The following is a 25,295-nucleotide window of genomic DNA, read 5'->3' as shown; positions in this document are numbered from 1 at the left end:
TTTATTTTTCATCTGACCCTTCCAGGCGTTTGAGTACAATGTGGCCTGATCTTGCGTGAACGTCCTTGCCTTGGTGCGGACTAAATCATGCCAGCCCTTATTTCTCACAGAGGATTACTGCCATGTGGACCAAACCTACCTACACCGACCTGCGTATTGGCTTCGAAGTGACGATGTATTTCGCCAACCGTTGAGTATCAGCGGTAAGCCTACGCCTCGGTTCGCCGGGGCGTTTTTGTTTGTGCGCCTGTGACGGAGCCACCATGCATATCCAAATCCTGGGTTCCGCCGCGGGCGGCGGTTTCCCTCAGTGGAACTGTAACTGCCCTAACTGCCGCGGCCTGCGCGAGGGTACTTTGCGGGCCACTGCCCGTACCCAATCCTCCATTGCGCTGTCCGACGATGGCGTGAACTGGGTGCTGTGCAATGCCTCACCCGACATCCGCGCCCAGCTTCAAGGCTTCGGGCCGTTGCAGCCCGGCCGCGCGCTACGTGATACCGGCATTGCGGGCATCGTATTGATGGACAGCCAGATTGACCACACCACAGGGCTATTGAGCCTTCGCGAAGGCTGCCCGCACGCCGTGTGGTGCACGGAGATGGTCCACCAGGACCTCACCACTGGTTTCCCGCTGTTCAACATGCTCAGCCATTGGAATGGCGGCTTGCAGTGGGAGCCTATCGTTCTGGACCAACGCTTCGTGGTGCCGGCGTGCCCTGGGCTACGGTTTACCCCCCTGCCCTTGCGCAGCGCGGCGCCACCCTACTCGCCTCACCGGTTCGACCCGCACCCGGGCGACAACATCGGTCTGATCGTCGACGACCTGAACACGGGCGGCCGACTGTTCTACGCGCCCGGCCTGGGCCAGGTAGACGCAGCCCTGCTGGAGCGCATGGCCGAGGCCGACTGCCTGCTGGTCGATGGCACGCTCTGGGAGGATGACGAAATGCAGCGCCGTGGCGTAGGCACACGCACGGGCCGCGAGATGGGGCACCTGGCCCAGAACGGCCCTGGGGGCATGTTGGAGGTGCTGGACGGGCTGAACGTCGCCCGCAAAGTGCTGATTCACATCAACAACACCAACCCGATCCTCGATGAAGACTCACCCGAGCGCGCTGAAGTGCTGCGCCGAGGGGTGGAGATTGCTTTCGATGGCATGAGTATCGAGCTGTAAGGAGGCTGCGATGAGCGACCAACCCATGACGCCCGCGCAATTTGAGCAGGCCCTGCGCGCCAAGGGCGCCTATTACCACATTCATCACCCTTACCACGTGGCCATGTACGAAGGCCGCGCCACCCGCGAGCAGATTCAGGGCTGGGTGGCCAACCGCTTTTACTATCAGGTGAATATCCCCCTGAAAGACGCGGCAATCCTGGCCAACTGCCCAGACCGGGAGGTGCGCCGTGAGTGGATTCAGCGTTTGCTGGACCACGATGGTGCCCCTGGCGAAGATGGCGGCATCGAAGCCTGGTTGCGGCTGGGGCAAGCCGTGGGGCTGGACCCTGACCAGCTCCGCTCACAGGAGCTGGTACTCCCTGGCGTGCGCTTCGCGGTGGACGCCTACGTGAACTTCGCCCGCCGGGCCAACTGGCAGGAAGCGGCCAGCAGCTCGCTCACCGAGCTGTTCGCGCCGCAGATCCACCAGTCCCGGCTGGACAGCTGGCCCGCGCATTACCCGTGGATCGACCCTGCAGGGTATGAGTATTTCCGTACCCGCCTGGGCCAGGCGCGCCGCGACGTCGAGCATGGCCTTCAGATCACCTTGGCCCATTACACAACGGTAGAAGGCCAACAGCGCATGCTGGAGATCCTGCAATTCAAACTGGACATCCTCTGGAGCATGCTTGATGCCATGAGCATGGCCTATGAGTTGAACCGCCCCCCTTACCACAGCGTGACCCGCGAGCGGGTCTGGCACAAAGGCATAGCCCTATGAGCTTCAACCGCGAACAGGTGCCTAGCTGGCGCCCTGGGTATCGTTTCCAGTACGAGCCCGCGCAGCAAGGCCATGTGTTGCTTTATCCGGAAGGCATGATCAAGCTGAATGAAAGCGCCGGTGCCATTGGCGCATTGATCGATGGGCAGCGCAGCGTCGCTGCCATCGTGGCCAGCCTGGATGCTCAATTCCCTGGTGTACCCGAGCTGGGCGACGACGTCGAACAGTTCATGGAGGTTGCTCGTGCAAAGCATTGGCTACAACTCGCCTAAGTTAGCCGACAATCACATCGGCATGCCGCTGTGGCTGCTGGCTGAGCTCACGTACCGCTGCCCGCTGCAATGCCCGTACTGCTCCAACCCTCTGGATTTCGCCGCGCAGGGCCAGGAGCTCACCACCGAGGAGTGGTTCAGGGTCATGGCAGAAGCCCGTGCCATGGGTGCAGCCCAGATAGGCTTTTCGGGTGGGGAGCCGCTGGTCCGTCAAGACCTGGCCGACTTGATCGGCGAGGCCCGGCGGCTGGGTTATTACACCAACCTCATCACTTCGGGCATCGGCCTGACCGAAGCACGTCTGGACACCTTCAAGGCGGCGGGCCTGGACCATATCCAGATCAGCTTCCAGGCCAGCGATGAAGACGTGAACAACCTGCTGGCTGGCTCGAAAAAAGCCTTCGCACAGAAGCTGGCCATGGCCCGCGCCGTTAAAGCACGCGGCTACCCCATGGTGCTGAACTTCGTAACGCACCGCCACAATATCGACCGCATCGACCGCATCATCGAGCTATGTCTGGCCTTGGAGGCCGACTTCGTAGAGCTTGCCACCTGCCAGTTCTACGGCTGGGCCGAACTCAATCGCGTGGGGCTGCTGCCCACCCGCGAACAGCTTGAGCGGGCAGAGCGCATTACCAACGAGTACCGCGCCAGGCTTGAGGCAGAGGGGCACCCGTGCAAGCTGATCTTCGTTACGCCCGACTATTACGAAGAGCGCCCCAAAGGCTGCATGAACGGCTGGGGAAGCCTGTTCCTGACGGTAACGCCAGACGGCACCGCCCTGCCCTGCCATGGTGCCCGTCAGCTGCCGGTGGCCTTTCCCAATGTGCGTAACCAGCCGCTGGATGACATCTGGTACCGCTCGCTGGGCTTCAACCGCTTCCGCGGCTTCGACTGGATGCCTGAGCCCTGCCGCTCGTGCGATGAAAAAGAAAAAGACTTTGGCGGCTGCCGTTGCCAAGCCTTCATGCTGACCGGAGACGCCAGCAACGCCGACCCAGTGTGTGCCAAGTCCCCACACCATGGGGTGATCCTCGCTGCACGCGAGGACGCCGAACGCAGCACCATCCCCATCGAAGGGTTGACCTACCGAAATGACCGGAACTCAAAACTCATCGCACGCGGCTGAGCCTCTCTGCGCGGCGGAAGTGGTAGCGGCTGGCCGAGACTTTGCCGAGCTGGCGTTAAGCGAGGCAGGCCTGTTCTGGAACGAGTACCGTCCAGAGGATGGCCTGTGCCGCCTCTACCACTGGAAAAGCGGCCACGCCCGGTGCCTGACGCCTGCGAACTACAGCGCGCGCAGCCGAGTGTACGAGTACGGCGGTGGTGCGTTCTGCCCTGCCGCCGATGCGGTGTATTTTGTAAACGAGCAGGATCAACAGATTTACCGGCAGCCGCTGACCGGCAAAGGCGAACCCGAATTACTCAGCCAGGGCGGTAGCCATTACGGAGGCCTGGCCTGGCACCCTGGCTGGGTGCTTGCGGTTGAAGAGCAGCCTGGCGAGCCTTACCCCATGCACCGCTTGGTGGGATTCAGCGAGCATAGCGGCGAGCGCCATGTGCTGGCCGAGGGCGCTGACTTTTATTCAGCTGCCACCCTCAGCGCGGATGGCAAGCGCTTGGCCTGGATCGAGTGGAGTCGCCCGGAGTTGCCCTGGACGCGCACGCGCCTGATGTGTGCGGAGCGATCGGCTGAAGGTAGCTGGCAAAAGCCAACGTGTGTTGCGGGCAACCGCGCCCACGAGTCCTTGCAACAGCCGCGCTTTGATAACCATGGCCGGCTGTGGTGCCTGAGCGACCGTAAGGGCTTCTGGCAGCCGTGGGCGGAGGCCCCGGAAGGCTGGGCCGCCTTGCCCAGCGAGCCGGCCGATCACGCTGGTGCCCCTTGGCAGTTGGGTGCCAGCAGTTGGCAGCCGTTGGCGGATGGTGCGTATATGGCCGCCTGGCTGAACGAAGGCTTTGGTGTGCTGGGTGTGGTCGATAAACAGGGCCACTGGCGCGACTATACCAATGGGTATACGCGCTTTCGGGGTGTGGCCGCCGATGACCGTCAGGTGTACGCCATTGCGGCCTCGGCAGTTCTGCCCTCTGCTGTGGTAGCCATCGACCGCGACAGTGGTAAGGTCACGGTGCTGGCAGGCGGCGAATCACCCTTTGCGACAGACCGCATCAGCGTCCCGCAACCCTTCACCTACCCAAGCGCGGACACTCAGGCCCACGGGTTCTACTACCCGCCACAGGGTTCGCCTGCACAGGCGCCCTTGTTGGTGGTGATCCACGGCGGGCCGACGTCTGCCTGCTACCCCGTCCTGGAGCCGCGCATTCAATACTGGTGCCAGCGTGGCTTTGCAGTCGCAGAGCTTAATTACCGTGGCAGCAGCGGCTATGGGCGGGCCTACCGCATGGCGTTGCAACACAACTGGGGCGTGACGGACGTCGAAGATGCCGGCGAGGCAGTGGCCTGGTTGCGCCAGCAGGGCTGGGTCGGTGACCGCCATGCGTTTATTCGGGGCAGCAGCGCGGGTGGCTATACCACCCTCTGTGCCCTGGCGTTCCTTGACGTCTTCAGCGGCGGCGCCAGCCTGTATGGCGTCAGCGACCCCATGACGTTAGCGCGAGAAACGCATAAATTCGAAGCGGACTATCTGGACTGGCTGATCGGCGACCCCGACCCCGACGCGCCACGTTACGCAGAGCGTACGCCGCTACTGCATGCCGACCGCATCAAGGTGCCGGTGATCTTCTTCCAAGGCCTGCTGGACACCGTGGTCGTGCCGCAACAAACGGAGGCCATGGTTGCCTCGCTGGAGGCCAAAGGCATTGAAGTGCAGGCGCACTATTACGCAGACGAGCGGCACGGCTTTCGCCAGGCACAGAACCTGGCGCATGCCTTGGAGCAGGAGTGGTTGTTCTACAAGGCGCTTATCGAGGGTTAACGCTTGGCGATGATGTAAATCGCATGCACGATGCCTGGAATGTAACCGCACAGTGTCAGCAGGATGTTCAGCCAGAACGCGCCGCCGAAACCTACTTGGAGGAATACGCCAAGCGGCGGCAGCAGGATCGCGAAGATGATGCGAATGATGTCCATGGAGGTGATTCCTTTAAGGGGTATACCTCACAGACCTTGGCGCGCCGTTGCGGTTCAGCCAGGGCGGGGCGCGCGATTCAACCTTGAGCCTAAAACAAGAAGCCCCGCCGAGGCGGGGTTTGCAGACGTGTACCCTTGACGTCCTTATCATCCCGCCAGCCTTGGCGGTAATTCCTGTGCGGGTCCCTTTTCTATGCGGCGCTTCCTGCGCTACGTCCATGTGTGCAAGATACCGAAGCGGTTGGCGGGCGCCAATCAGCTATCTGCACCAGGGTCTGTAAGCGCAGGCTTACAGGCTGTAAGCCCGTTAGAACTGATCAGGGGCCAGCAGGTAAAGCGTATCGCTGCCTGCCATTACCGAGGCGGCCAGGGAGTGAATCCGCGGCAACAACCTGGCGAAATAGAAACGTGCCGTGCCCAATTTGCTGGCGTTGAACGCCTCGTCGCCCGGTACAAGGGCTGCTTTGGCCATACGTGCCCACATATAGGCGTAGGCGGTATAACCGAAGGCATGAAGGTACTCAACCGACGCTGCCCCGATCTCCCGAGGGTTGCTGGCAGAGCGCTCCAATACCCAGGCCGTCAGCGCATCGAGGACATCAAGCGCCGCTATCAACGGCGTGGTGAGCTCCGCCAGCTCATCAGCCGACGTTGTAGCGAACGCCCGTATCTCCTCGGCAAATAAACGGTAATGGGCCCCGCCGCTGCCCACAACTTTACGCCCGACCAAGTCCAACGCCTGAATACCGTTGGTGCCTTCGTAGATCTGGGTGATGCGAACATCACGCACCAGTTGCTCCTGCCCCCATTCGCGGATATAGCCGTGGCCGCCAAACACCTGCTGCCCATGGACCGTGACCTCCAGCCCCACGTCGGTCAAAAAAGCCTTGGCCACCGGCGTGAGCAGCGCTACCAAGTGTTCGGCCCGGGTACGCACTTCGCTGTCCTGGGCGTACTTGGCCACGTCCAGCTGAAGGGCCACATAGGTCGAAAACGCCCGCCCACCTTCGTTCATGGCTTTCATGGTAAGCAACATGCGGCGGACATCGGGGTGGACGATGATCGGGTCGGCAGGTTTGTCCTGAGCTTCAGCGCCGGTCGGGGCACGGCTTTGCAGCCGGTCACGGGCGTAGTCGATTGCGTTCTGGTACGAGCGCTCGCCCGACGCCAGCCCCTGAATACCCACGCCCAGGCGCTCGTAATTCATCATGGTGAACATGGCTGCCAGCCCTTTATGGGCCTCGCCTACCAGGTAGCCTACCGCGTCGTCGAAATTCATCACGCAGGTCGCCGACGCCTGTATGCCCATCTTGTGCTCGATGGAGCCGCAGCTCAGGGTATTGCGCGCGCCCAGGCTGCCATCGTCGTTCACCAGGACCTTGGGCACCAGGAACAACGAAATGCCTTTTGGGCCGGGCGGTGCATCAGGCAGCTTGGCCAGCACCAGGTGGATGATGTTTTCGGTCAGGTCATGCTCGCCGCCGGTGATGAAGATTTTTGTGCCGCTAACGGTGTAGCTGCCATCCGCCTGAGGCTGGGCGCGAGTGCGAATGATGCCCAGGTCGGTACCGGCATGAGGCTCGGTCAGGCACATGGAGCCTGCCCATAGGCCAGCGTACATGTTCGGCAGGTAGCGTTGCTTGAGCGCTTCGGTGGCATGAGCGCTGATGGACAGGCAGGCGCCCGCCGTGAGCATCGGGTACAGGCCGAATGACAGGCTGGCGGCGTTGACCATTTCTTCAACCTGCGCGGAAATGGCCTTAGGCATGCCCATGCCGCCGAACGCAGGGTCGCCACCGACCCCTACCCAACCACCTTCTGCGTAGGTGTGGTAAGCCTCAAGAAATCCTTTGGGCGTGGTGACGACGGTGTCTACGTAATGGCAGCCTTCTTCGTCTGCCGCTCGGCTAAGGGGCGCGATCACCGTACCCGTAAGCTTGCCCGCTTCTTCGAGCACGGCCATGGCGGTTTCGGCATCCACCACCTCGGCCAAGCCAGGTAGGCTGGCCCACATGGCCGGGGCGTCGAACACGTTCTCCAACACGAAACGCATGTCTCGCAGGGGCGCTTTGTACTCAGCCATGGAAACCTCACCGTACACGAAATAGGGACCGCGCCAGTGTAGCCCAACACCAAATCAGCTACGTAGCGTCATGGTGTGACTAAAAATCTATTCATGGTCACGCCGCAGCTTTACTTCTGACAGCTCCTCGACGGTTTTGTCCGTGGCAGACCACACAGTTGCGGCCAGCGTTTTTCGCGGCGTACAAGGCTTGGTCGGCCGCTTTGAGTACCTCTTCAGGCGTGCGGTGGTCAACCTGACGCTCCGCTACACCCAGGCTGACCGTGACCGACACCTGAGAGGCCGCACCCGCGCCTCGGCGCTGACGGCCTTGCTGATCGTTGGTGGGGCGCTCCGGGTCGCGCAAGTGCATCACATAGTGAGCAATCGTCTCCCGCACCATTTCAAGGTATGGCAAGCATTCCTCCAGGGTTTTGCCCGCAAACACCAAGGCAAACTCTTCACCGCCATAGCGATACGCCTTACCGCCACCGCCCACCTGCGCCAACTTGCTGGCGACGAGGCGCAGTACCTGGTCGCCGACATCGTGACCATGCGTATCGTTGAAACGCTTGAAGTGGTCCACGTCGGTCATGGCGAGCACATAGTTGCGGCCCAGCCGCTGCAACCGCTCGTTCAAGGCACGGCGCCCGGGCAAACCGGTCAGCTCATCCCGAAACGCCATCTGATAGGCCTCGTGGGCCACGGCAGCGGCGATCATCAGCATCACCTGGCTGCACATGATGTTGAGCGTGAACGGCAGGATGAACGTTTTAGGCAACATCCAGAAAATCCCTACCAGGCCAACCAGTTGAGCGGCATGCAAGGGCCGTGGGTGACGTATGTACTGGGATCCCAGCAACACAAACCCTAATAGAAACACCGGGTAGGCCAATTGCACCAGGCTCATCCATTCCCCATGCAATGCCGGCCAATGGATCACCGCCAGCCACCCAAGCAGCGCCGTGGGGAAGCTTTGCTCAAGGCCAACCGCAACGCCCCCTATCGCGAGCAGCACGGCAAAGCGCGCCACCAGGTCCTGGAACAAATGGGTACGTTCCTGCCATGCGCCAAACAACCCGTATAACAACGGCAATACCAGGCAACAGAGGTGGAAAATCACTGCGCCGTCTTCACGCACTTTGCCGTTGTCACGGTAATAGTCCGTCTGCGTGTCCAGTAAGAAATAGGCGACATACACGGTAATCATCAGGAACAGCTCACGCTGCCTGCGGTACACCGCGCAATACGCGCCGCCTAACAGCAGCACCAGAGTGGGCAATACATTGAACAGCGACGTGAAAAAGACACTTAGGTCGCGTATGTAGGCAGCGGCCAACCCCGCCACCAACAACAGGGCGGATGGCAGAAAATGGCTAAGGCGATAACTGGATAAACGCAGCAAGGGGACTGGCTCCGGCCCAACGATGAAGTTATGGCATTGTGCCTTTATTTATCTCGACATCGCCTGGCAAAAATGAGGCACCAATCAAAGGTCGGTGCAAAACTGTAGCAAAGGGCCCGCTCTATACTGCGCATCCCGTCGGAAAAATACACGATAGCCGCCCAACCAGCCTCCCGTTTGGGCAAAAAAAACCGCCACCCTTTACAAGGCAGCGGTCTTTGGCCCTACAGGAGGCTTTGAGGTCTCAGTACCCCAGGTCGAACGCAGCGTCTTCCAACGCCATGAGGTTGCCTGCGCCACTGAGCATGGCAGCCACATGACCACGCGTACGGGGCAGGATCCGCTGGAAGTAGAACCGCGCCGTGTGCAGCTTGGCGGTGTAGAACGCTTCCTCCGCTGTGCCTTCGGCCAGCTTGGCCGCTGCTACGCGTGCCATGTCTGCCCAGAAGTACGCGAGGCAGGCGTAGCCGGAGTACATTAGGTAGTCCACCGAGGCTGCACCCACTTCTTCACGGTCTTTCATGGCGGCCATGCCCACTTTCAGGGTCAGCTCGCCCCACTCTTTGTTCAATTGCGCCAGGGGCGCGATGAATTCGGCAACGGCGGCATTGCCCTCTTGTGCCTGGCAAAACTTGTGCACGATCTTGGTGAAGCCTTTAAGCGCTTCGCCCTGGGTCATCAGCACTTTGCGGCCCAGCAGGTCCAGCGCCTGCACGCCGGTAGTGCCTTCGTACAACATGGCGATACGCGCGTCGCGTACGTTTTGCTCCATGCCCCATTCGGCGATAAAGCCGTGGCCCCCGTAAACCTGCACACCGTGGTTAGCCGACTCAAAGCCTACTTCCGTCATGAAGGCCTTGGCGATAGGGGTCATGAATGCCAGCAAGCCATCGGCACGCTTTTTCTCTTCTTCGTCTTCGCTGAACTTGACGATGTCCACCAGCTTGGAGGTGAAATAGACCATCGCGCGATTGCCTTCGGCAAAGGCTTTCATGGTAAGCAGCATGCGCCGTACATCGGGGTGAACGATGATTGGGTCGGCGGCTTTGTCAGGCGCCTTGGGGCCGGTGAGCGAGCGCATTTGCAAGCGTTCGCGGGCGTACTTGAGCCCGCCCTGGAAGGCCAGCTCGGCGTGGGCCAACCCTTGCAGGGCGGTGCCTAAACGCGCGGTGTTCATAAAGGTGAACATGCAGTTCAGGCCCTTGTTGGCCGGGCCAATCAGGAAGCCGGTGGCGCCGTCAAAGTTCATTACACAGGTGGCGTTACCGTGAATGCCCATCTTGTGTTCAAGCGAACCACAGGACACACCGTTACGTTCGCCTATGGCACCGTCGGTACCAGGCAGGTACTTGGGCACGATGAACAACGAAATACCCTTGGTGCCTGGCGGTGCATCCGGCAGGCGCGCCAACACGATATGCACGATGTTATCGGCCATGTCGTGCTCGCCCGCAGAGATAAAGATCTTCGTACCGCTGACGGTGTAGCTGCCATCCGCCTGCGGCTCAGCCTTGGTGCGCAGCATGCCCAGATCGGTGCCACAGTGGGGTTCGGTCAGGCACATGGTGCCCGTCCATTCACCGGAAACCAGCTTGGTGAGGTAGGTGTCTTGCTGCTCGGGGGTGCCGTGGGCAGAAATGGTGTTCATGGCGCCATGGGACAGCCCTGGGTACATGCCCCACGACCAATTAGCCGTGCCCACCAGCTCACTGATGACCAGCCCCAGGGATTCGGGAAGGCCTTGGCCGCCGTGCTCTACGTCGTGGGCCAGGCTAGGCCAGCCGCCTTCTACGAATTGCTTATAGGCTTCTTTGAAGCCGGTAGGGGTCTTCACCCCGCTTTCGGACCAGGTGCAGCCTTCAACATCACCCACACGGTTGAGTGGCGCGAGCACCTGCTCTGCGAACTTGGCGCCCTCTTCGAGGATCGCGTTGACCATGTCCGGGGTGGCGTCCTGGCAACCGGGCAGGCTTTGGTAGTGGGCTTCGTAGCCGAGCAGTTCATCGCGGACGAAACGAATGTCACGCAAGGGGGCCTTGTAGTCGGGCATAACGAAAACCTCTGCTGAAACCGGTAGGGAGGAAGAACCACAAAGAGACTCATCCACCCGCGGCGGACGTGTCAAACAGGTGTTTGAAACATACGTTTATGCCTGTGACGTGTCAAGAGGCCTGCCAGGCCGCAACTGCCCCTTCCCCATAACGACAATGCCCCACCTGCGCGGTGGCGCGGGCGGGGCATTGGGTAACGTCTGCCAGCTGAACAACCTGCCGACCGACGGTGGACGCTACAACCTCTAATCAGGCATACGTATCAATCATCGTCCCCAGCGCACGGTCCGAGGCTTTTTCCACCTTGGCGCCCGCTTCTACCTGCAAGGCCGCCTGGGTCATTCCCACCGTGGCGGCAGCAAGGCTGGTCTGCTGGCTAGCGTCCACGGCGTTCAGCCGCTGCGCTTGAAACCCCGTGGATTGAGTCAGCGCACTGCTGTGATTGGTGATACCGGCCACTTGGGTGGCGGCGTTGTCGAACCGGGTAGCGGCGGCTTGAATGACGCTGAGCCCGGACGTAAGGGAAGAGGAAATCTGCATGGCTGCACCTCGTTGGCTATTGGCCATCAGTGTACGCCCTTCCCGTGCTTCGTAAAGCAACGTTGGTCAGCTCAACCTGTTTAGGTCCAGGTAAGTCGCCACGTTGTTCGCACTGGCATCTGCCAAATGCGGCACGCGACCCAGGCAGGGTGCGGGCAAACGCTCGGTGAGGGTGGCGAGGTTTTCCTCAAGCCTTGAGGTGTGAGGATCGACGATATTGGCCACCCACCCTGCCAAGGTCAGCCCATCCCTGGCGATGGCTTCGGCGGTGAGTAGTGCATGGTTGATGCAACCCAGCCGCACCCCGACCACCAAGATGACGGGCAGGCCGAGCGCAATGGCCAGGTCGGAGAGCGCCCCCTCCCCACTCAACGGCACTCGCCAGCCGCCGGCACCTTCTACCAGGGTGAAATCAGCCTGCTGGGCAAGCGCCTCACGCATCGCCGGCAGCAGGGCCTCGACCGTCAGCTCAACACCACTTTCACAAGCAGCAATATGGGGCGCGATGGCAGGCTCGAACGCCAACGGGTTGATAGCGTTGTATGCCAGTTGCAGGGTGCTCTCAGCCATCAGTGCCAGGGCATCGCTGTTGCGCAGGCCATCAGGGGTAACCGCACAGCCTGAAGCCACGGGTTTTGCACCTAGCGTCGTAAGCCCGGCCCGGCGCGCGGCCTGGAGTAATCCGGCGCTGATCGTGGTTTTGCCGACTTCAGTATCGGTACCGGCAATGAAATACGCGTGGGTCATCAAGGTTTGCTCAGTAAGCCGTACACCACCTGATAGGTGGCGGGCAGCCCGGCCGGTTGGCGGTAGCGTTCGTAAGCGGCCATCATGGCTGCAACACGTGCGCGCCCCGTGAGGCCACCTGGCCGGCCAGGGTTGAGGTTATGCGCGCCCAAGGCCTTGAGCTCATGGGTCAGGCCGCGAACGTTTGGGTAATACACAACATGCGGCTGGCAGGTCAGATGATCCACCTGCAAGCCACTGGCTGCGCATCGCTGTTGATACGTGGTAAACGCGCGGAAGCGATTGACATGCACCTGGCCGTCGGCAGCCTCCCAACTGCTGCGTAGCTCGCCAAGGGTACCGGTGCACAGGCTGGCGAACGCAACGCGGCCGCCTGGCTGTAATACCCGACGCGCCTCGGTCAGCACCTGGGCAAAATCTTCGCACCACTGCACCGCCAGGCTGCTGAACATCAGGCCTACGCACTCGTCAGCCACAGGGAGTTGCTCCGCGTCACCGGCCAGGTGCCAGGTGGCCCCGCCCAGTTGCCGAGCATGGGAGAGCATGCCTTCTGCGATGTCTACGGCCAGCCCTTCAGCCGTTGGCCAACGTTGCGCGAGCTGACGGCTGAAATACCCAGTGCCGCTGCCCAGGTCCAGCCAGCGGTCAGGGGCCACGCCAGCGCCCAGCAACGTCATCAAATGCTCGCCTACGTCTCGTTGTAGCGCGGCCACACTGTCGTAGGTGCTCGCGGCCCGAGAGAAGGAGGCCGCCACTTGGCGCTTGCCGGGCAAGCGTGCACGCTCTTCGCTCATCGTGCGCCCTCCATAAAGGCCGTCACCTCAGAAGCCACCGTGGCGCAGGCCTCCAGGGGCAAGGCATGACTGCCTTCAAGCAGGCGTATTTGAGCGCGCGGGGCGATCTGCGCCAGTGCCTCGGCAGCAGGTGCCGGCACCAATGCATCCTTTGAGGCGAACAGGTGTAAGTGCGGCACCGTCAGGCTGGCCAGGGTGGCACGATTGTCCAACGCCTCCAGTAGCGCAAGCCCGGCAGGGTCGGCGTAGCGACTGGTGGGGGGCGTGAGGGATTTGGCCAACGTACGGGCGTCAGTGCTGCCTTGGGCGCACAACAGGCCAAAGCGCTTGAGGGCAGTGGCAGGGGCTGTGGCACAAAGCGCTGAAAAGGCATCGAAGGTGTGGGCCGGCATGGCCTCAGGCCACTCCGGCCGGGCGACAAAGCATGGGTTGCTGGCCAAGGTCATCAGCCCTGGGCAAGCGTGCCCTCGCTTTGCAGCCAACGCGGTGGCGAGCATACCGCCCAGCGACCACCCTAGCAGCCAGGCGCCAGCAGGTACTTTGCTGTCCAGCACCGCTAGGGCCTCGCCTACCCCTTCGGTCAGGGGCAATGGCTCGATCACTGTGTGAACGCCGGGCATCGCTGCCTGCAGCGCAAGGGCCAATGGCTCCATGGCGGCAGGGCCCATGCCCCAGCCCGGTAACAGTACAAGGGTCTCAGCCATGAATCGGTTCCATCGCCTGGCACTGAGCCAGGGCCTCCAACAAGCGTGCAACGTGGGTGTCGCTATGGGCTGCCGACAAGGTAACCCGCAGCCGGGCACTTCCAGCAGGTACCGTGGGTGGCCGAATGGCAGTGACCAGCAGCCCCAGCTCACGCAACCGCTGTGACCAAGCCATCGCCCTCTCACTGTCACCCAGCACAATGGGCTGGATCGGCGTATGGCTCGGCATCAAGGTCAACCCTAGTGCCTGCGCACCGCTACGGAACTGCTGCACCAAGGCGGCCAGGTGTTCGCGCCGCCAGTGTTCGCGGCGAGCCAGCTCCACGCTTTTGAGCGTCGCGCACGCCAGTGCCGGGGGCTGGCTGGTGGTGTAGATGTATGGCCGGGCAAACTGCACCAGGTAGTCGATCAACGCTTCGCTGCCCGCCACGAAAGCGCCTGCGGTGCCGAAGGCTTTACCGAGGGTGCCTACCACCACCTGCACGTCGTCCACGCCCAGGCCGTATTGCTCGACCACGCCACCACCCTGAGTGCCCAGCACGCCTACACCGTGGGCGTCATCGACCATCAGCCAGGCGCCGTGGGCCTTGGCTTCACCGGCCAGGGCCGGCAGGTCGGCCACATCGCCGTCCATACTGAACACGCCATCGGTGACGACCAAGGTATCTCCGCTGGCCTTGCCCAGCCGGGCGCGCAGGCTGGCGGGGTCGTTGTGCAGGTAACGCGCAAAGCGGGCACCGCTGAGCAGGCCCGCATCCAGCAGCGAGGCATGGTTGAGGCGGTCTTGCAGCACGGTATCGCCTTTGCCAAGCAAGGCCGTGACCGCGCCCAAGTTCGCCATGTAACCGGTAGAAAACAGCAACGCCTTGGGCCGCCCGGTAAGGTCGGCCAGCGCTTCTTCCAGCGCGTGGTGCGGTGAGCTGTGGCCGATGACCAAGTGAGACGCACCACCCCCCACGCCCCAGCGCTCGGCGCCTTGGCGCCAGGCGGCGATGACCTCTGGGTGGTTGGCCAGGCCCAAGTAATCATTGCTACAAAACGCCAACAGGGCCTGGCCGTCTACCACAACGTTTGGCCCCTGCGGCGTTTCCAGCAAGGGCCGCTGACGGTACAGGCTCGCCGCGCGCCGCTCGGCGAGGCGCGCCTCCAGGTCGAACCCCATGGGGCTAGGCAGACGCCGCGTCGTAGAACAGCTCGCCGCTGCGCTGCTCTACCAGCGCTTGCTCGATAGCCGCCTGGTGCACGTCATCATCGTGCTCCTCACGGGCTTCGGGGCTGATGCCCAAGCGCTTGAACAGCAGCATGTCCTTGTCGGCCTGCGGGTTGCCAGTGGTGAGCAGTTTTTCACCGTAGAAGATCGAGTTCGCGCCCGCCATGAAAGCCAAGGCCTGCATTTGCTCGTTCATTTGCTCGCGCCCCGCAGACAGCCGCACATGGGACTGGGGCATCAGGATGCGCGCCACCGCGAGCATACGGATGAAGTCGAACGGGTCGATGTCTTCAGCGTTGGCCAGGGGCGTCCCCGCCACTTTTACCAGCATGTTGATCGGCACTGATTCAGGGTGCTCAGGCAGGTTGGCGAGCTGGATCAACAGCCCGGCGCGGTCGTCCAACGACTCGCCCATGCCCAGAATGCCACCCGAGCAGATTTTCATGCCTGCCTCGCGTACATAGGCCAGGGTTTGCAAGCGCTCGCCATAGGTGCGGGTAGTGATGATGCTGCCGTAGAACTCCGGCGAGGTGTCCAGGTTGTGGTTGTAGTAATCCAACCCGGCAGTGGCCAGCGCCGCCGTCTGTTCCTGGTCGAGGCGGCCCAGGGTCATGCAGGTTTCGAGGCCCAGGGCCTTTACCCCACGGACCATCTCCAGCACGTACGGCATGTCCTTGGCAGAAGGGTGTTTCCAGGCTGCTCCCATGCAAAACCGGGTAGAACCAATGGCCTTGGCCCTGGCAGCTTCTTCGAGCACCTTCTGTACTTCCAGCAGCTTTTCTTTTTCCAGCCCGGTGTTGTAATGCCCGGACTGCGGGCAGTACTTGCAATCCTCAGGGCAGGCGCCGGTCTTGATGGACAACAAGGTAGACACCTGAACCTGGTTGGGGTCGAAGTGCGCACGGTGCACGGTCATGGCCTGAAATAGCAGGTCGTTGAACGGCTGGGTAAACAGGGCCTTTACTTCGGCCAGGGTCCAGTCATGACGCAGCGGGCTTTTAAGGCTGGCGCTCATCGGGGGGTCCTTGTTCTATGCTGGGGCTGCCGGCGCGAACACGCTGGCGGGTCACGGAATACACAAATGGTCAAGGAAGGCCTATGCACTGTCAACCTCTACGCGATCTACTGGTCAACATCTGTTCAAAATTTAACCAATCTTGTTATTTCTGTGCAGCGCGCAGCGATAACCCTTACCCCTTGTGCAGCGGCTGTGAAGCCGATTTGCCCTGGGTGCGCAGCGCCTGCGAATGCTGTGCGTTGCCGCTGACATTCGAAGGCCCCTGTTGCCGCCACTGTGAATGGTCACCCCCTCCGTTCACCTGCGCCCAAGCGCCATGGGCCTACGACTTCCCCTTGGATGCGGCTATTAAAGGCTTCAAGCACCGGGACGACAGGGCCATGGGCCGCTTGCTGACAGAGCGGCTGGCGGTGTGGCTGGCCTACCGCTACAACGAAGGCCTGGCGCCACCGCAGTATCTGGTGCCCGTGCCACTGTCCGCCAAGCGATTGCGGGCCAGGGGGTTTAATCAGGCGCAGTTGATCGCTCAATGGCTTACCGCCCGGCTTGCCATCCCGACAGCGCGCGATCTCTTACTCCGAACTCGGCATACCGATGCCCAGCAGGGCCTTGACCTCGCGGCCCGCCAGCGCAACCTGCAGGGTGCCTTCAGGCTAGCGCCTCATGCCCAGGTTGAAGGCCTGCACCTGGCCTTGATAGACGACGTGCTCACCACCGGTGCCACTGCTCGGGCCTTGACGCAAATATTAAAAAACGCAGGCGCGAGGCGCGTGGATGTGTACTGCCTGGCGCGCACGCCATCAGTAGGCCCAGGCTGACCAGGCGCCCGCCCGCGCCCTGATGCCAGCGCTGAAACCGTTCCAGGGGGTTCGAAGGTCACAAAACCGTCATACCGGCTGTTTAACGTGGCTGCCTGAACCGCCGGGAGTCACACCATGGAACAGTACCAAGCAGACGATCACCCCACCGACCTGGAACGTTACGCCGGGCTTAGCCGGCGCAGGTTTATCGGCGCCGGAGCGCTGTGTGGCGCGGCCATATTCCTGGGCGGTGGGCTGCTGTCGCGCAGCACCCTGGCCCAGGCCGTAGAAGCGGGCAACAGCACACTGCTGGGCTTTGAGAGCATTGCCGCGGCTACCAGCGATACCGTAACGCTGCCGCCTGGCTATAGCGCGCAGGTACTGATCAGTTGGGGCCAGCCGCTGCACGCCAAGGGCCCTGCGTTCGACCCCAGCGGCCACGCCAGCGCGGACACCCACCAGCAGCAGTTTGGTGACAACAACGATGGCATGAGCTTCTTCCCCTTCCCCGCCGAGCCCGACCGGGCATTGATGGCGATCAACAACGAGTACACCAATTACCGCTACCTGTTCGACCACGGCGGCCTGCCGGTGTCGAAGGCTGAGGTGCACAAAGCCTTGGCCAACGAGGGCGTATCGGTCATCGAAGTGCGCCGCAAGAGCGGCCAATGGCACTTCGTACAGGGCTCGCGTTATAACCGCCGCATTCATGGCAACAGCGAGCTGCGCTTCAGCGGCCCAGCGGCCGGCGATGCATTGCTCAAGACGGCGGCCGACCCGAGCGGGCTCAAGGTGCTGGGCACCTTCCAGAATTGCGCCAACGGCAAGACGCCCTGGGGCACTTACCTCACCTGCGAAGAAAACTTTACCGATTGCTTCGGCTGTAGCGCGCCCGAGCAACCCCTGGACGCGGCGCAGAAACGCTACGGCGTGACGCCGGCCAGCAAGGACGTAGGCTGGCACCCCCATGACGAGCGCTTTGACGTGTCACGCAACCCCAACGAACTCAACCGCCACGGCTGGGTGGTGGAAATCGACCCGTTCGACCCGGCCTCCGTGCCGGTCAAGCGCACCGCCCTGGGCCGCTTCAAGCATGAGAACGCTGCCGTTAGCGAAACTAGAGACGGCCGCGCCGTGGTGTATATGGGCGATGATGAGCGCGGCGAGTTCATCTATAAGTTCATCAGCCATGACCGCATCGACCACGCCAACCCGAGGGCGAACCGCGACCTGCTCGACAACGGCACCCTTTACGTGGCTCGCTTCGACGCCGGCGACAGCAACCCGGACCATCCCAAGGGCACAGGCGAATGGGTCGCCCTCACCCACGGCCAGCCTGGGCTAGATGCCGCCGTCGGGTTTGCCAGCCAGGCCCAGGTACTGGTGCAAGCACGCCTGGCCGCCAGCGCCATGAAAGCCACGCGCATGGACCGGCCCGAGTGGATCGTGGTCAGCCCGCTGGACGGCCGCGTGTACTGCACCCTTACCAACAACATCAAGCGCGGCGACGACGGCCAACCGGTGGGCGGCCCCAACCCGCGAGAAAAGAACGTGTACGGGCAAGTGCTGCGCTGGAACGAGCAGGCGGGCGACCATGGCGCCATGGCATTCGAATGGGACCTGTTCGTGATTGCCGGCAACCCTGCCAGCCATCCGGAAGGCGCCAAGCGAGGTTCGCAGAACGTCACCGCGCAGAACATGTTCAACAGCCCTGACGGCCTGGGCTTCGATGCGGCAGGCCGGCTGTGGATACTCACTGACGGCGACACCAGTAATACGGGGGACTTTGCCGGGATGGGCAACAACCAGATGCTGGCCGCCAACCCTGCCACCGGGGAAATACGCCGCTTCATGGTTGGGCCAGTGGGCTGTGAAGTGACCGGGATCGCGTTTGCCCCGGATTACCGCACGCTGTTCGTGGGCATCCAGCACCCCGGCGAAGCCGGAGGCTCTACCTTCCCCGAACACCTACCCAACGGTAAGCCACGCTCCTCAGTAATGGCCATCACCCGTAAAGATGGCGGTCTGATAGGCGCCTGAACCCAGTGCGTCTGCGCTACCATGTGTAGCCAGACGTACCCAGGAGCTTACATGTCCCACCCCTTCGACACCCTTACCCCCGACCGAGTACTCGATGCCATCGAAAGCATCGGGTACCTCAGCGATGCTCGCGTGTTGGCCCTCAACAGTTACGAGAATCGGGTGTACCAAGTGGGGATCGACGACGAGCAGCCGCTGATCGCCAAGTTCTACCGCCCCGGCCGCTGGACGGATGCAGCCATCCTTGAAGAACATGCGTTTACCGCAGAGCTGGCGGACTGCGAGGTGCCTGTCGTTGCGCCACTGGTACGCGACGGTGTGAGCCTGTTCGAGCACGCGGGGTTTCGCTTTGCCGTGTTCCCCCGCCGCGGTGGCCGCGCACCTGAGCCTGGCAACCTGGATCAGTTGTACCGGCTGGGGCAGTTGCTGGGGCGTTTGCATGCCGTCGGCGCCAGCCTTGCGTTCGAGGCCCGCGAAGCACTGACGGTGGATAACTTCGGCAGCGCTTCCCTGACCACCCTGCTGGACGGCGATTTTATCCCCAAGGGTTTGCTGCCTGCCTACTCGTCAGTGGCCCGTCATGTACTGGAGAAGATCGAAGCAGCCTTTGCACGCACCCGCTTTAACAGCATTCGCCTGCACGGCGATTGTCACCCTGGCAACATCATGTGCCGGGAAGAGGTGTTCCACCTCGTAGACCTAGACGACTGCCGCACGGGCCCTGCTGTCCAGGACCTGTGGATGATGTTGGCTGGTGACCGCCACGAGCGCCTTGGGCAGTTGGCCGAATTGATGGACGGCTACAACGAGTTCTACGATTTCGACCCGCGTGAACTCAGCCTCATCGAGCCACTACGGGCCTTGCGCCAGTTGCATTACAGCGCCTGGTTGGCGCGTCGCTGGGATGACCCGGCCTTCCCCCATAGCTTCCCGTGGTTCGGCACCGAGCGTTACTGGGGCGATCAGGTGCTGGCGCTGCGAGAGCAAATGGCAGCCCTTGATGAGGAGCCCTTGAAGCTGTTCTGATCACACCGCTTATACCTATAACGACAAGGAATCCACATGCAAACTGCCAACCCCCGGCGCGGGTATATCTTGGGCGTAATTGCCTACGCGATGTGGGGCCTATTTCCTATCTACTTCAAAACCCTGCAAAGCGTTCCCGCACTCGAAATCATCGTGCAACGCGTGCTGTGGTCGGCGGTGTTCGCCGTACTCACCATCCTGGTCTGGAAACACCCCGGCTGGTGGCGAGCCCTTGTGGATAACCCCAAACGGTTTCTGGTGCTGATGTGCAGCGGCTCGTTGATCGCCGCCAATTGGCTGGTGTACGTGTGGGCTGTGAACAACGGGCGGATGCTTGAGGCGAGCCTCGGTTACTACATCAACCCCTTGGTAAACGTGTTGCTGGGCATGGTGCTATTGCGTGAGCGCCTGCGTCGCTTGCAATGGGTGGCGGTCGGCCTGGCATTGATTGGTGTGCTGCAGCAGTTGTGGATGGTCGGCAGCTTGCCGTGGGTGTCGTTGGCACTGGCCCTGACCTTTGCGTTCTACGGGCTGATTCGCAAGCAGGCCCCGGTTGCCGCGCTGCCTGGGCTGTTGGTGGAGACCCTGCTGCTGTTGCCGCTGGCCCTCGGCTGGTTGCTGCTGCATGGCGAGGCGGTCACCACCCAGCCGGCCTTCTGGAGCGGCCCGGTGGCGCTGTTGCTGGTGGCCGCCGGGCCTATCACCCTGGTACAGCTGCTGTGCTTTACCGCAGCGGCACGTAACCTCCCTTACGCCACACTGGGGTTCTTGCAGTACCTGGCACCCACGCTGGTCCTGATCCTCGCCGTCAGCTTTTATGATGAGCACCTGAGTGCCGCTAACCTGATCGCCTTTGGGTTTATCTGGGCAGCCCTGGCAATTTATAGCGTGGACGTGTGGCAGGTATTACGCCGAAGCCGCTGATCATTTATTAGGCAATAGGCTACAGGCCTTGGTGGGCAAGGCTTGTAGCCAGTCACCCCAAGCTTATCCACAGGCTGGTGCACGCCAGCTGTGAACAACCTCAATCATACTGCTCATTTTTTAACCATACTGCTGTAATGCAGGAAGACCGGGGCTTGCCAGCGTCGCCCCCCAGCTTATCCACAGCCTCGTTCAGGTTTTCAATGAATAACCTTCAAGCCTCTGTGCGCAGTTGCAAATCTACCATCAACTCATCGGCCAGCCCTTCCAGCGCTGTTTGAAGGCTGTCCAGCCCCAAGACCTCCGGCACCCCCAACTGGGCCTCCGCGCGGAACAACAACTCGCTGCTCATAGGTGCAGGCGAGACCTCTGTGGATAACTGCTCTACGTTAACGCCCTGAGCGGCCAGGGCGCGGGAAATATCCCTCACGATGCCTGGCCTGTCATTGGCGGTCAGGGTAAGCGTGACCAGCTTCCAGGCGGTGGGTGAAGGCATGCTGCTGGGCTCTACCAATACCCGGATGCCCAGCGCGCCCAAGTGCTCCAAGGCGCCTACCAGGGCCGGCCGGTTGGCGACGGGCACTTCCACCCGCAAGATGCCAGCGAACTGCCCTGCCATACGTGCCATGCGGCTTTCCAGCCAGTTGCCTTGGTGCTCCGCCACGCAGTTGGCGATACGCTCTACTTGGCCAGCCTTGTCTTGCGCCAGCACGGTCAATACCAGTTGTTCCACGGTTCACTCCCCTTTGGTCGCCAAAGCCTGAGTATAGGCGGGGAGCTGGCAACGGTTTGCAAACTGTTTCGGTACGATTGAAGGCGGGTTTACATCTACTCTTCTGAGCCAGGCAATAGCCCTCACCCTAAGGCTGTGTAAAATGACAGACCATCGCCAATTACTACCCATTTTTGCTGCCGTACAGGCGGCTTAGGGAACTAGCCATGAAGGTCACGCAGTTGCGCCTCCTGAACTTCAGAGGCGTTGAAACGCTTTCAGTCGATTTCACCGAGCGCACTACTGCGTTTGTTGGGGTCAATGGCGTAGGCAAATCGACCGTACTCGACGCCTTGGCCATTGCGCTATCGCAGTTGATCTGGCGGATCAATGGCCACTCACAGAAAGCAAGGCCCATTGCGCTGGATGATATTCGTCATGGTGCCGAGTATGCACGCATTGATATAACGGCCGAACTCGGTGACGCATCAATCACTTGGGCCATTGTGACCAACAGAAAGAAAGGCCTCCATCAGGACCCTTTGCGTAAAAGCGACCTTGAAGCACTCAATCAGGCAGTCAAAACCTTGATGGGATCATCTGCTGCTGACGCTCAGAATGCCCCCCTTGCGGTCTATTACGATGTAAATCGTGCCGTGCTAGATGTACCAATGCGTGTACGCGAAAAACTGAAGCACGACGCTGGCGAAATTTATCAGGACGCACTCGACCACGGTGGCGCCGACTTCAAGCGATTCTTCATCTGGTTCAGAAACTTCGAGGACGCTGAGAATGAAATGCGCCTCGACGATCCGGCTTTCCGTGATCGTGGCCTGGAAGCGGCCCGTACTGCAATACAGGCCTTTACCGGTTTCGAAGGCGTACGGATACGCCGCAAACCTAAAATGCGAATGACCGTGACCAAGCAAGGTGACGAATTCAATGTGCTTCAGCTCTCCGATGGCGAGCGTAATATGCTGGCTTTGGTAGGGGATCTCGCCCGCAGGCTGAGCGTACTCAACCCCGGCTTGGCCAACCCTAACGCCGGCTCAGGTGTCGTATTGATAGACGAACTCGACCTCCATTTGCATCCTCGCTGGCAGCGAGAAGCGGTTGAGAAGTTGGAACACACATTTCCTAACTGCCAATTCGTGATCACCACCCACTCCCCCCAAGTGGTAGGAGAGCTGAGGCCGGAGTCAGTAATGTTGCTACGCTGTGGCCACCTGCTTGGCCATGCACCGCGCGCCCTGGGTTTGAGCAGCGGCGAAGTGCTGGAAGAACTCATGGAAGGCGATGCCCGAAATAAGGACTTCAAGGCTGAGGTTCATCAGATAGAACGCAATCTTGAAGATGAGCAATACAGCAGTGCTCGGCGATCCCTTTTGCAGTTGAAAAACCAGTATGGCTTTTTGCCGGAAGTCTTACGCCTTGACGAGATGCTGGAGTGGTTTGACCCTACTGAAAAAGTTGAGTCTCCTGAAGGAGGGGCGGCGTGAAAACTGTCGTAAAACAGCGAGAGTGCGCCGCACTCAGGAAATGGAAACGCGATAACAGGACGTCGCCCCAGAATATCCACTATGACAATCTCAACGGCGTAACCAAGGAGGCAATGCTAAACCAACTGGTGGCAGAGCAGGCGGGGCTCTGTGCTTATACCATGAGGCCTATCATTCAATGCTTGGGTAATGGCAAGCCCATATCGAACACATTCTTCCTCGCTCAGTACATAGCGCTGATAGCTCTGTAGAATGGACCAACCTTCTTGCCTGCGTGCCTCAGCCGGGTACCGATTGTGAATTCGGCGCACTTCGCAAAGCGGCTTACGACCCTTCCCTTAACCCATTTGTAAGCCCAACCTCTCGAGGCCTGGCATCCCACTTTCGTTTCCGTCAGAACGGCGAAGTGGACCCACAGACAGCCGATGCGAGAGCAACCTCGTCTCCTGAAGTACTCAACCTCAATCACAGCGCTTTGCAAAATGATCGCAGCGCCAAGATCAGAGGGGCGCTAAGTACGCGACCGACCGCTATGGCAGCCAGACGTCGTGCTACGGAGCTGCGCAAAGTAGACCTCGCTGGCCGTCTGGAACCCTATTGCGAAGCGGTGGCGCAAGTACTTGACGCGTACGCGCTTCGCTTGGAGAACAAGGCCTCCCGCGTGGCAGGCAGGCGCGGCTAGGCCTCTTATTTAAAGGCACGGTACTCTCTGAGTTACAGCCAGCCATGTGGAATCGGAGAATAAAAACGCATTGCACCAGAAAGAACGGGGCCAGCTGTATGGCTGGCCCCGTTCTTTTTACCTGGAGCGGTAAGCAGGCGGTGCTTACATCAATGGCAAGGTGTAGCTCACGATCAGGCGGTTTTGGTCTTGATCGGATTCACCCGTAGCGTTGGTACGGAGGCTGCCGTTACGCCAGCCAAAGCCGACACCTTTGAAGGTGCCACCCTGAACCACGTAGTCCACTGCCAGGTCGCGTTCCCATTCAGTGCTGCTGCCGGTGCTGGCGACTTCGTAACCGCTACCTTTAAGGTAAGTGACCGAAGCGGTCAAGCCAGGTACACCGATAGTGCTGAAGTTATAAGCGTATTGGGCGAAGCGAGTCTTCTCGCCAGCGCGGGTAAAGGCAGTAATCAAACGGTCGGTGAACAGATAAACGCTGGCACCGCCCGCGCCTTCATTGGCTAAGCTACCTTGGTTCAACTGAATGAAGTTGCTGTTATCCGACACGCTCTGGTAACCACCAGTGAACGCATGACCACCGATGCTGTAGGTGAAGATCGCACTCCAGGTGTCGTTGTCGATCTTGCCGTTCGTACCATTGCTGTAACCGTTGGCCTTGTAGCCCTGAAGACGACCAGAGGCGGAGTCGTTAGCCCCGTCGGCGTCAGTCTTGAAATAACGCAGGTCAGTCTTGAACGATTGGTCTTTGCTGATCGGGTACACGTGTACCAGGCCGGCGAAGTGCTGCTTGTAGTAGTCTTCCAAGTTGGCGTAGTAGTACTGCACGGTCAGTTGGTCGTTGACCTGATAGTCAGCACCACCGAACCAGAATTCGTTGCTTTCCTGAGTACCACCCGCTACAGCGAGGCCAGTACGGTTGCTAGAGGCACGGCCTACAGCGTGCTCAAGACGGCCGGCAACCACTTTAAGGTGGTCAATTTCATTGAAGTTGATCATGCCGCCTTCGAAGGTCTGGGGCAGCAAACGACCATCGTTGGACACCAGGATCGGCAGCTTGGGCTGCAGGTTGCCGTAGCGGAACTCTGTCTTGGAGAAGCGCGCCTTGGCAGTGGCCCCGGCACGGCTCCAAGAATCAACGGGGTCGCCGTTACTTTCAGACGGAATCATGCCGCTACCTTGGTGGCGACCCGAACCGCTATCCAAGGTTATACCTACCAATGCTTGAGCATCGAGGCCAAAACCTACCACACCATCGGTAAAGCCTGACTTATAGTCCAGGATGAAACCTTGGCCCCACTCCTCTACCTTGCTACCTGCGGTGGAGATTTGATCTCGATAATCATTGTTGAAGTAGAAGTTACGCGCAGACAGCGTTGCTTTGCTGTCTTTGACAAAATCAGCGTAAGCCAACGATGGCAGGCAGAGGCCGGCGCCGAGGGCTGCCAGCGCGCCGAGTGTGGCTTTGGTGGTAACGGTCATTTGGTGCTCCCCATTGTGTTTCTAATTTTTGCGGGAGCATAAATATCAGTCGCGACGGGACCTTGCAACGGTGTGTTGCAGCGCTAGTAACAAAAGTTCCTGCATGAACGATGTTTTTACTGAGGTTTATCGGTTTAGTAATTTGACAGTACGAATGTGTAGATTTTTTAACCTTATGAAACTAAAAGGCTTTGTCGAAATCCGTGACCTTTCGTCGCTTTTTAGGAAACTTTGCCCACTGCCGAGCTTTATACGCCGGTTGTTGTGAAAAATTTGCATCTGCTCATGGGTAACCGCA

General features: G+C 60.7%; 23 protein-coding genes. 11 read left to right on the top strand and 12 right to left on the bottom strand.

Features of this window, described 5'->3' with window-relative positions:
- The first annotated feature begins 122 nt into the window (after positions 1–122).
- The 6 genes from pqqA to AC4LE2_RS02300 all read left to right on the top strand — a co-directional run bounded on the left by pqqA (position 123) and on the right by AC4LE2_RS02300 (position 5,146).
- Positions 123–194: a pyrroloquinoline quinone precursor peptide PqqA gene (gene pqqA, locus AC4LE2_RS02325; RefSeq protein ID WP_124086857.1), complete on the top strand. Its 72-nt coding sequence runs from the start codon at positions 123–125 to the stop codon at positions 192–194.
- 69 nt (positions 195–263) lie between these two features.
- Positions 264–1,175 carry a pyrroloquinoline quinone biosynthesis protein PqqB gene (gene pqqB / locus AC4LE2_RS02320; protein WP_491823909.1) on the top strand — a complete coding sequence of 304 codons (912 nt, stop codon included), beginning with the start codon at positions 264–266 and terminating at the stop codon, positions 1,173–1,175.
- A gap of 10 nt (positions 1,176–1,185) precedes the next feature.
- Positions 1,186–1,938 carry a pyrroloquinoline-quinone synthase PqqC gene (pqqC, locus tag AC4LE2_RS02315; protein ID WP_491823908.1) on the top strand — a complete coding sequence of 251 codons (753 nt, stop codon included), beginning with the start codon at positions 1,186–1,188 and terminating at the stop codon, positions 1,936–1,938.
- A complete protein-coding gene (pqqD, locus tag AC4LE2_RS02310) occupies positions 1,935–2,210 on the top strand; it encodes a pyrroloquinoline quinone biosynthesis peptide chaperone PqqD (protein WP_491823907.1) in 276 nt (91 codons plus the stop codon). The genes pqqC and pqqD overlap by 4 nt, the downstream gene beginning before the upstream one ends.
- A 22-nt stretch (positions 2,211–2,232) precedes the next feature.
- Positions 2,233–3,339: a pyrroloquinoline quinone biosynthesis protein PqqE gene (gene pqqE / locus AC4LE2_RS02305; protein ID WP_491828029.1), complete on the top strand. Its 1,107-nt coding sequence runs from the start codon at positions 2,233–2,235 to the stop codon at positions 3,337–3,339.
- Positions 3,305–5,146, top strand: coding sequence for a S9 family peptidase (locus AC4LE2_RS02300; protein ID WP_491823906.1), 1,842 nt, complete (start codon positions 3,305–3,307; stop codon positions 5,144–5,146). Before pqqE ends, AC4LE2_RS02300 begins: the two co-directional genes overlap by 35 nt.
- On the opposite strand, the gene AC4LE2_RS02295 is transcribed toward AC4LE2_RS02300, so the two are convergent.
- The 10 genes from AC4LE2_RS02295 to bioB form a co-directional block, all read right to left on the bottom strand.
- The gene (locus AC4LE2_RS02295) at positions 5,143–5,301 is read right to left on the bottom strand and encodes a YqaE/Pmp3 family membrane protein (protein ID WP_168085420.1); all 159 of its coding nucleotides are present in this window, start codon (positions 5,299–5,301) and stop codon (positions 5,143–5,145) included. The genes AC4LE2_RS02300 and AC4LE2_RS02295 overlap by 4 nt on opposite strands.
- Before the next feature lie 307 nt (positions 5,302–5,608).
- Complete coding sequence (locus tag AC4LE2_RS02290; RefSeq protein ID WP_491823905.1) at positions 5,609–7,384, bottom strand: acyl-CoA dehydrogenase C-terminal domain-containing protein; 1,776 nt, start codon at positions 7,382–7,384, stop codon at positions 5,609–5,611.
- Positions 7,385–7,481: 97 nt separating this feature from the next.
- Positions 7,482–8,768: a GGDEF domain-containing protein gene (locus tag AC4LE2_RS02285; RefSeq protein ID WP_491823904.1), complete on the bottom strand. Its 1,287-nt coding sequence runs from the start codon at positions 8,766–8,768 to the stop codon at positions 7,482–7,484.
- Positions 8,769–9,012: 244 nt separating this feature from the next.
- Positions 9,013–10,818 (bottom strand): phenylacyl-CoA dehydrogenase, encoded by a 1,806-nt coding sequence (locus AC4LE2_RS02280; protein WP_491823903.1) that lies wholly within the window; start codon positions 10,816–10,818, stop codon positions 9,013–9,015.
- 250 nt (positions 10,819–11,068) lie between these two features.
- Positions 11,069–11,359: a pyrroloquinoline quinone biosynthesis protein PqqE gene (locus AC4LE2_RS02275; protein ID WP_491823902.1), complete on the bottom strand. Its 291-nt coding sequence runs from the start codon at positions 11,357–11,359 to the stop codon at positions 11,069–11,071.
- A gap of 66 nt (positions 11,360–11,425) precedes the next feature.
- Positions 11,426–12,106, bottom strand: coding sequence for a dethiobiotin synthase (bioD, locus tag AC4LE2_RS02270; protein ID WP_491823901.1), 681 nt, complete (start codon positions 12,104–12,106; stop codon positions 11,426–11,428).
- Positions 12,106–12,900 carry a malonyl-ACP O-methyltransferase BioC gene (bioC, locus tag AC4LE2_RS02265; RefSeq protein WP_491823900.1) on the bottom strand — a complete coding sequence of 265 codons (795 nt, stop codon included), beginning with the start codon at positions 12,898–12,900 and terminating at the stop codon, positions 12,106–12,108. The genes bioD and bioC overlap by 1 nt, the downstream gene beginning before the upstream one ends.
- The gene (locus tag AC4LE2_RS02260) at positions 12,897–13,604 is read right to left on the bottom strand and encodes an alpha/beta fold hydrolase (RefSeq protein ID WP_491823899.1); all 708 of its coding nucleotides are present in this window, start codon (positions 13,602–13,604) and stop codon (positions 12,897–12,899) included. The genes bioC and AC4LE2_RS02260 overlap by 4 nt, the downstream gene beginning before the upstream one ends.
- On the bottom strand, positions 13,597–14,766 hold the full coding sequence (bioF, locus tag AC4LE2_RS02255) for an 8-amino-7-oxononanoate synthase (RefSeq protein WP_491823898.1): 1,170 nt from the start codon (positions 14,764–14,766) through the stop codon (positions 13,597–13,599). Before bioF ends, AC4LE2_RS02260 begins: the two co-directional genes overlap by 8 nt.
- 4 nt (positions 14,767–14,770) lie before the next feature.
- Complete coding sequence (bioB, locus tag AC4LE2_RS02250) at positions 14,771–15,829, bottom strand: biotin synthase BioB (RefSeq protein ID WP_491823897.1); 1,059 nt, start codon at positions 15,827–15,829, stop codon at positions 14,771–14,773.
- Positions 15,830–15,912: 83 nt separating this feature from the next.
- On the opposite strand from bioB, the gene AC4LE2_RS02245 reads away from it, so the two are divergent.
- The 4 genes from AC4LE2_RS02245 (at position 15,913) to rarD (ending at position 20,622) form a co-directional block, all read left to right on the top strand.
- Entirely contained in the window at positions 15,913–16,650 is a 738-nt protein-coding gene (locus AC4LE2_RS02245) for a ComF family protein (protein WP_491823896.1), read from the top strand.
- Positions 16,651–16,767: 117 nt separating this feature from the next.
- Entirely contained in the window at positions 16,768–18,672 is a 1,905-nt protein-coding gene (locus AC4LE2_RS02240) for a PhoX family protein (protein WP_491823895.1), read from the top strand.
- Positions 18,673–18,723: 51 nt separating this feature from the next.
- Positions 18,724–19,698 (top strand): serine/threonine protein kinase, encoded by a 975-nt coding sequence (locus tag AC4LE2_RS02235; RefSeq protein ID WP_491823894.1) that lies wholly within the window; start codon positions 18,724–18,726, stop codon positions 19,696–19,698.
- A gap of 36 nt (positions 19,699–19,734) precedes the next feature.
- Positions 19,735–20,622: an EamA family transporter RarD gene (rarD, locus tag AC4LE2_RS02230; protein WP_491823893.1), complete on the top strand. Its 888-nt coding sequence runs from the start codon at positions 19,735–19,737 to the stop codon at positions 20,620–20,622.
- 214 nt (positions 20,623–20,836) lie between these two features.
- On the opposite strand, the gene AC4LE2_RS02225 is transcribed toward rarD, so the two are convergent.
- Entirely contained in the window at positions 20,837–21,355 is a 519-nt protein-coding gene (locus AC4LE2_RS02225; RefSeq protein ID WP_491823892.1) for a glycine cleavage system transcriptional repressor, read from the bottom strand.
- A gap of 206 nt (positions 21,356–21,561) precedes the next feature.
- Here AC4LE2_RS02225 and AC4LE2_RS02220 point away from each other — a divergent pair, with 206 nt between their 5' ends.
- Positions 21,562–22,833, top strand: coding sequence for an AAA family ATPase (locus AC4LE2_RS02220; RefSeq protein WP_491823891.1), 1,272 nt, complete (start codon positions 21,562–21,564; stop codon positions 22,831–22,833).
- Between the two features lie 826 nt (positions 22,834–23,659).
- Here the strand turns inward: AC4LE2_RS02220 and AC4LE2_RS02215 are convergent.
- Positions 23,660–24,997 carry an OprD family porin gene (locus AC4LE2_RS02215; RefSeq protein ID WP_491823890.1) on the bottom strand — a complete coding sequence of 446 codons (1,338 nt, stop codon included), beginning with the start codon at positions 24,995–24,997 and terminating at the stop codon, positions 23,660–23,662.
- Between the last annotated feature and the right edge of the window lie 298 nt (positions 24,998–25,295).

The organism is Pseudomonas sp. 9.3L, from assembly GCF_058536285.1.
This window is presented reverse-complemented; position numbering and strand designations above follow the sequence as displayed.

Coding starts and splice junctions, on each gene's coding strand:
- pqqB (WP_491823909.1), top strand. CDS start 264: ATGCATATCCAAATCCTGGGTTCCGCCGCGGGCGGCGGTTTCCCTCAG.
- pqqC (WP_491823908.1), top strand. CDS start 1,186: ATGAGCGACCAACCCATGACGCCCGCGCAATTTGAGCAGGCCCTGCGC.
- pqqD (WP_491823907.1), top strand. CDS start 1,935: ATGAGCTTCAACCGCGAACAGGTGCCTAGCTGGCGCCCTGGGTATCGT.
- pqqE (WP_491828029.1), top strand. CDS start 2,233: ATGCCGCTGTGGCTGCTGGCTGAGCTCACGTACCGCTGCCCGCTGCAA.
- AC4LE2_RS02300 (WP_491823906.1), top strand. CDS start 3,305: ATGACCGGAACTCAAAACTCATCGCACGCGGCTGAGCCTCTCTGCGCG.
- AC4LE2_RS02295 (WP_168085420.1), bottom strand. CDS start 5,301: ATGGACATCATTCGCATCATCTTCGCGATCCTGCTGCCGCCGCTTGGC.
- AC4LE2_RS02290 (WP_491823905.1), bottom strand. CDS start 7,384: ATGGCTGAGTACAAAGCGCCCCTGCGAGACATGCGTTTCGTGTTGGAG.
- AC4LE2_RS02280 (WP_491823903.1), bottom strand. CDS start 10,818: ATGCCCGACTACAAGGCCCCCTTGCGTGACATTCGTTTCGTCCGCGAT.
- AC4LE2_RS02275 (WP_491823902.1), bottom strand. CDS start 11,359: ATGCAGATTTCCTCTTCCCTTACGTCCGGGCTCAGCGTCATTCAAGCC.
- bioD (WP_491823901.1), bottom strand. CDS start 12,106: ATGACCCACGCGTATTTCATTGCCGGTACCGATACTGAAGTCGGCAAA.
- bioC (WP_491823900.1), bottom strand. CDS start 12,900: ATGAGCGAAGAGCGTGCACGCTTGCCCGGCAAGCGCCAAGTGGCGGCC.
- AC4LE2_RS02260 (WP_491823899.1), bottom strand. CDS start 13,604: ATGGCTGAGACCCTTGTACTGTTACCGGGCTGGGGCATGGGCCCTGCC.
- bioF (WP_491823898.1), bottom strand. CDS start 14,766: ATGGGGTTCGACCTGGAGGCGCGCCTCGCCGAGCGGCGCGCGGCGAGC.
- bioB (WP_491823897.1), bottom strand. CDS start 15,829: ATGAGCGCCAGCCTTAAAAGCCCGCTGCGTCATGACTGGACCCTGGCC.
- AC4LE2_RS02245 (WP_491823896.1), top strand. CDS start 15,913: ATGCACTGTCAACCTCTACGCGATCTACTGGTCAACATCTGTTCAAAA.
- AC4LE2_RS02240 (WP_491823895.1), top strand. CDS start 16,768: ATGGAACAGTACCAAGCAGACGATCACCCCACCGACCTGGAACGTTAC.
- AC4LE2_RS02235 (WP_491823894.1), top strand. CDS start 18,724: ATGTCCCACCCCTTCGACACCCTTACCCCCGACCGAGTACTCGATGCC.
- rarD (WP_491823893.1), top strand. CDS start 19,735: ATGCAAACTGCCAACCCCCGGCGCGGGTATATCTTGGGCGTAATTGCC.
- AC4LE2_RS02220 (WP_491823891.1), top strand. CDS start 21,562: ATGAAGGTCACGCAGTTGCGCCTCCTGAACTTCAGAGGCGTTGAAACG.
- AC4LE2_RS02215 (WP_491823890.1), bottom strand. CDS start 24,997: ATGACCGTTACCACCAAAGCCACACTCGGCGCGCTGGCAGCCCTCGGC.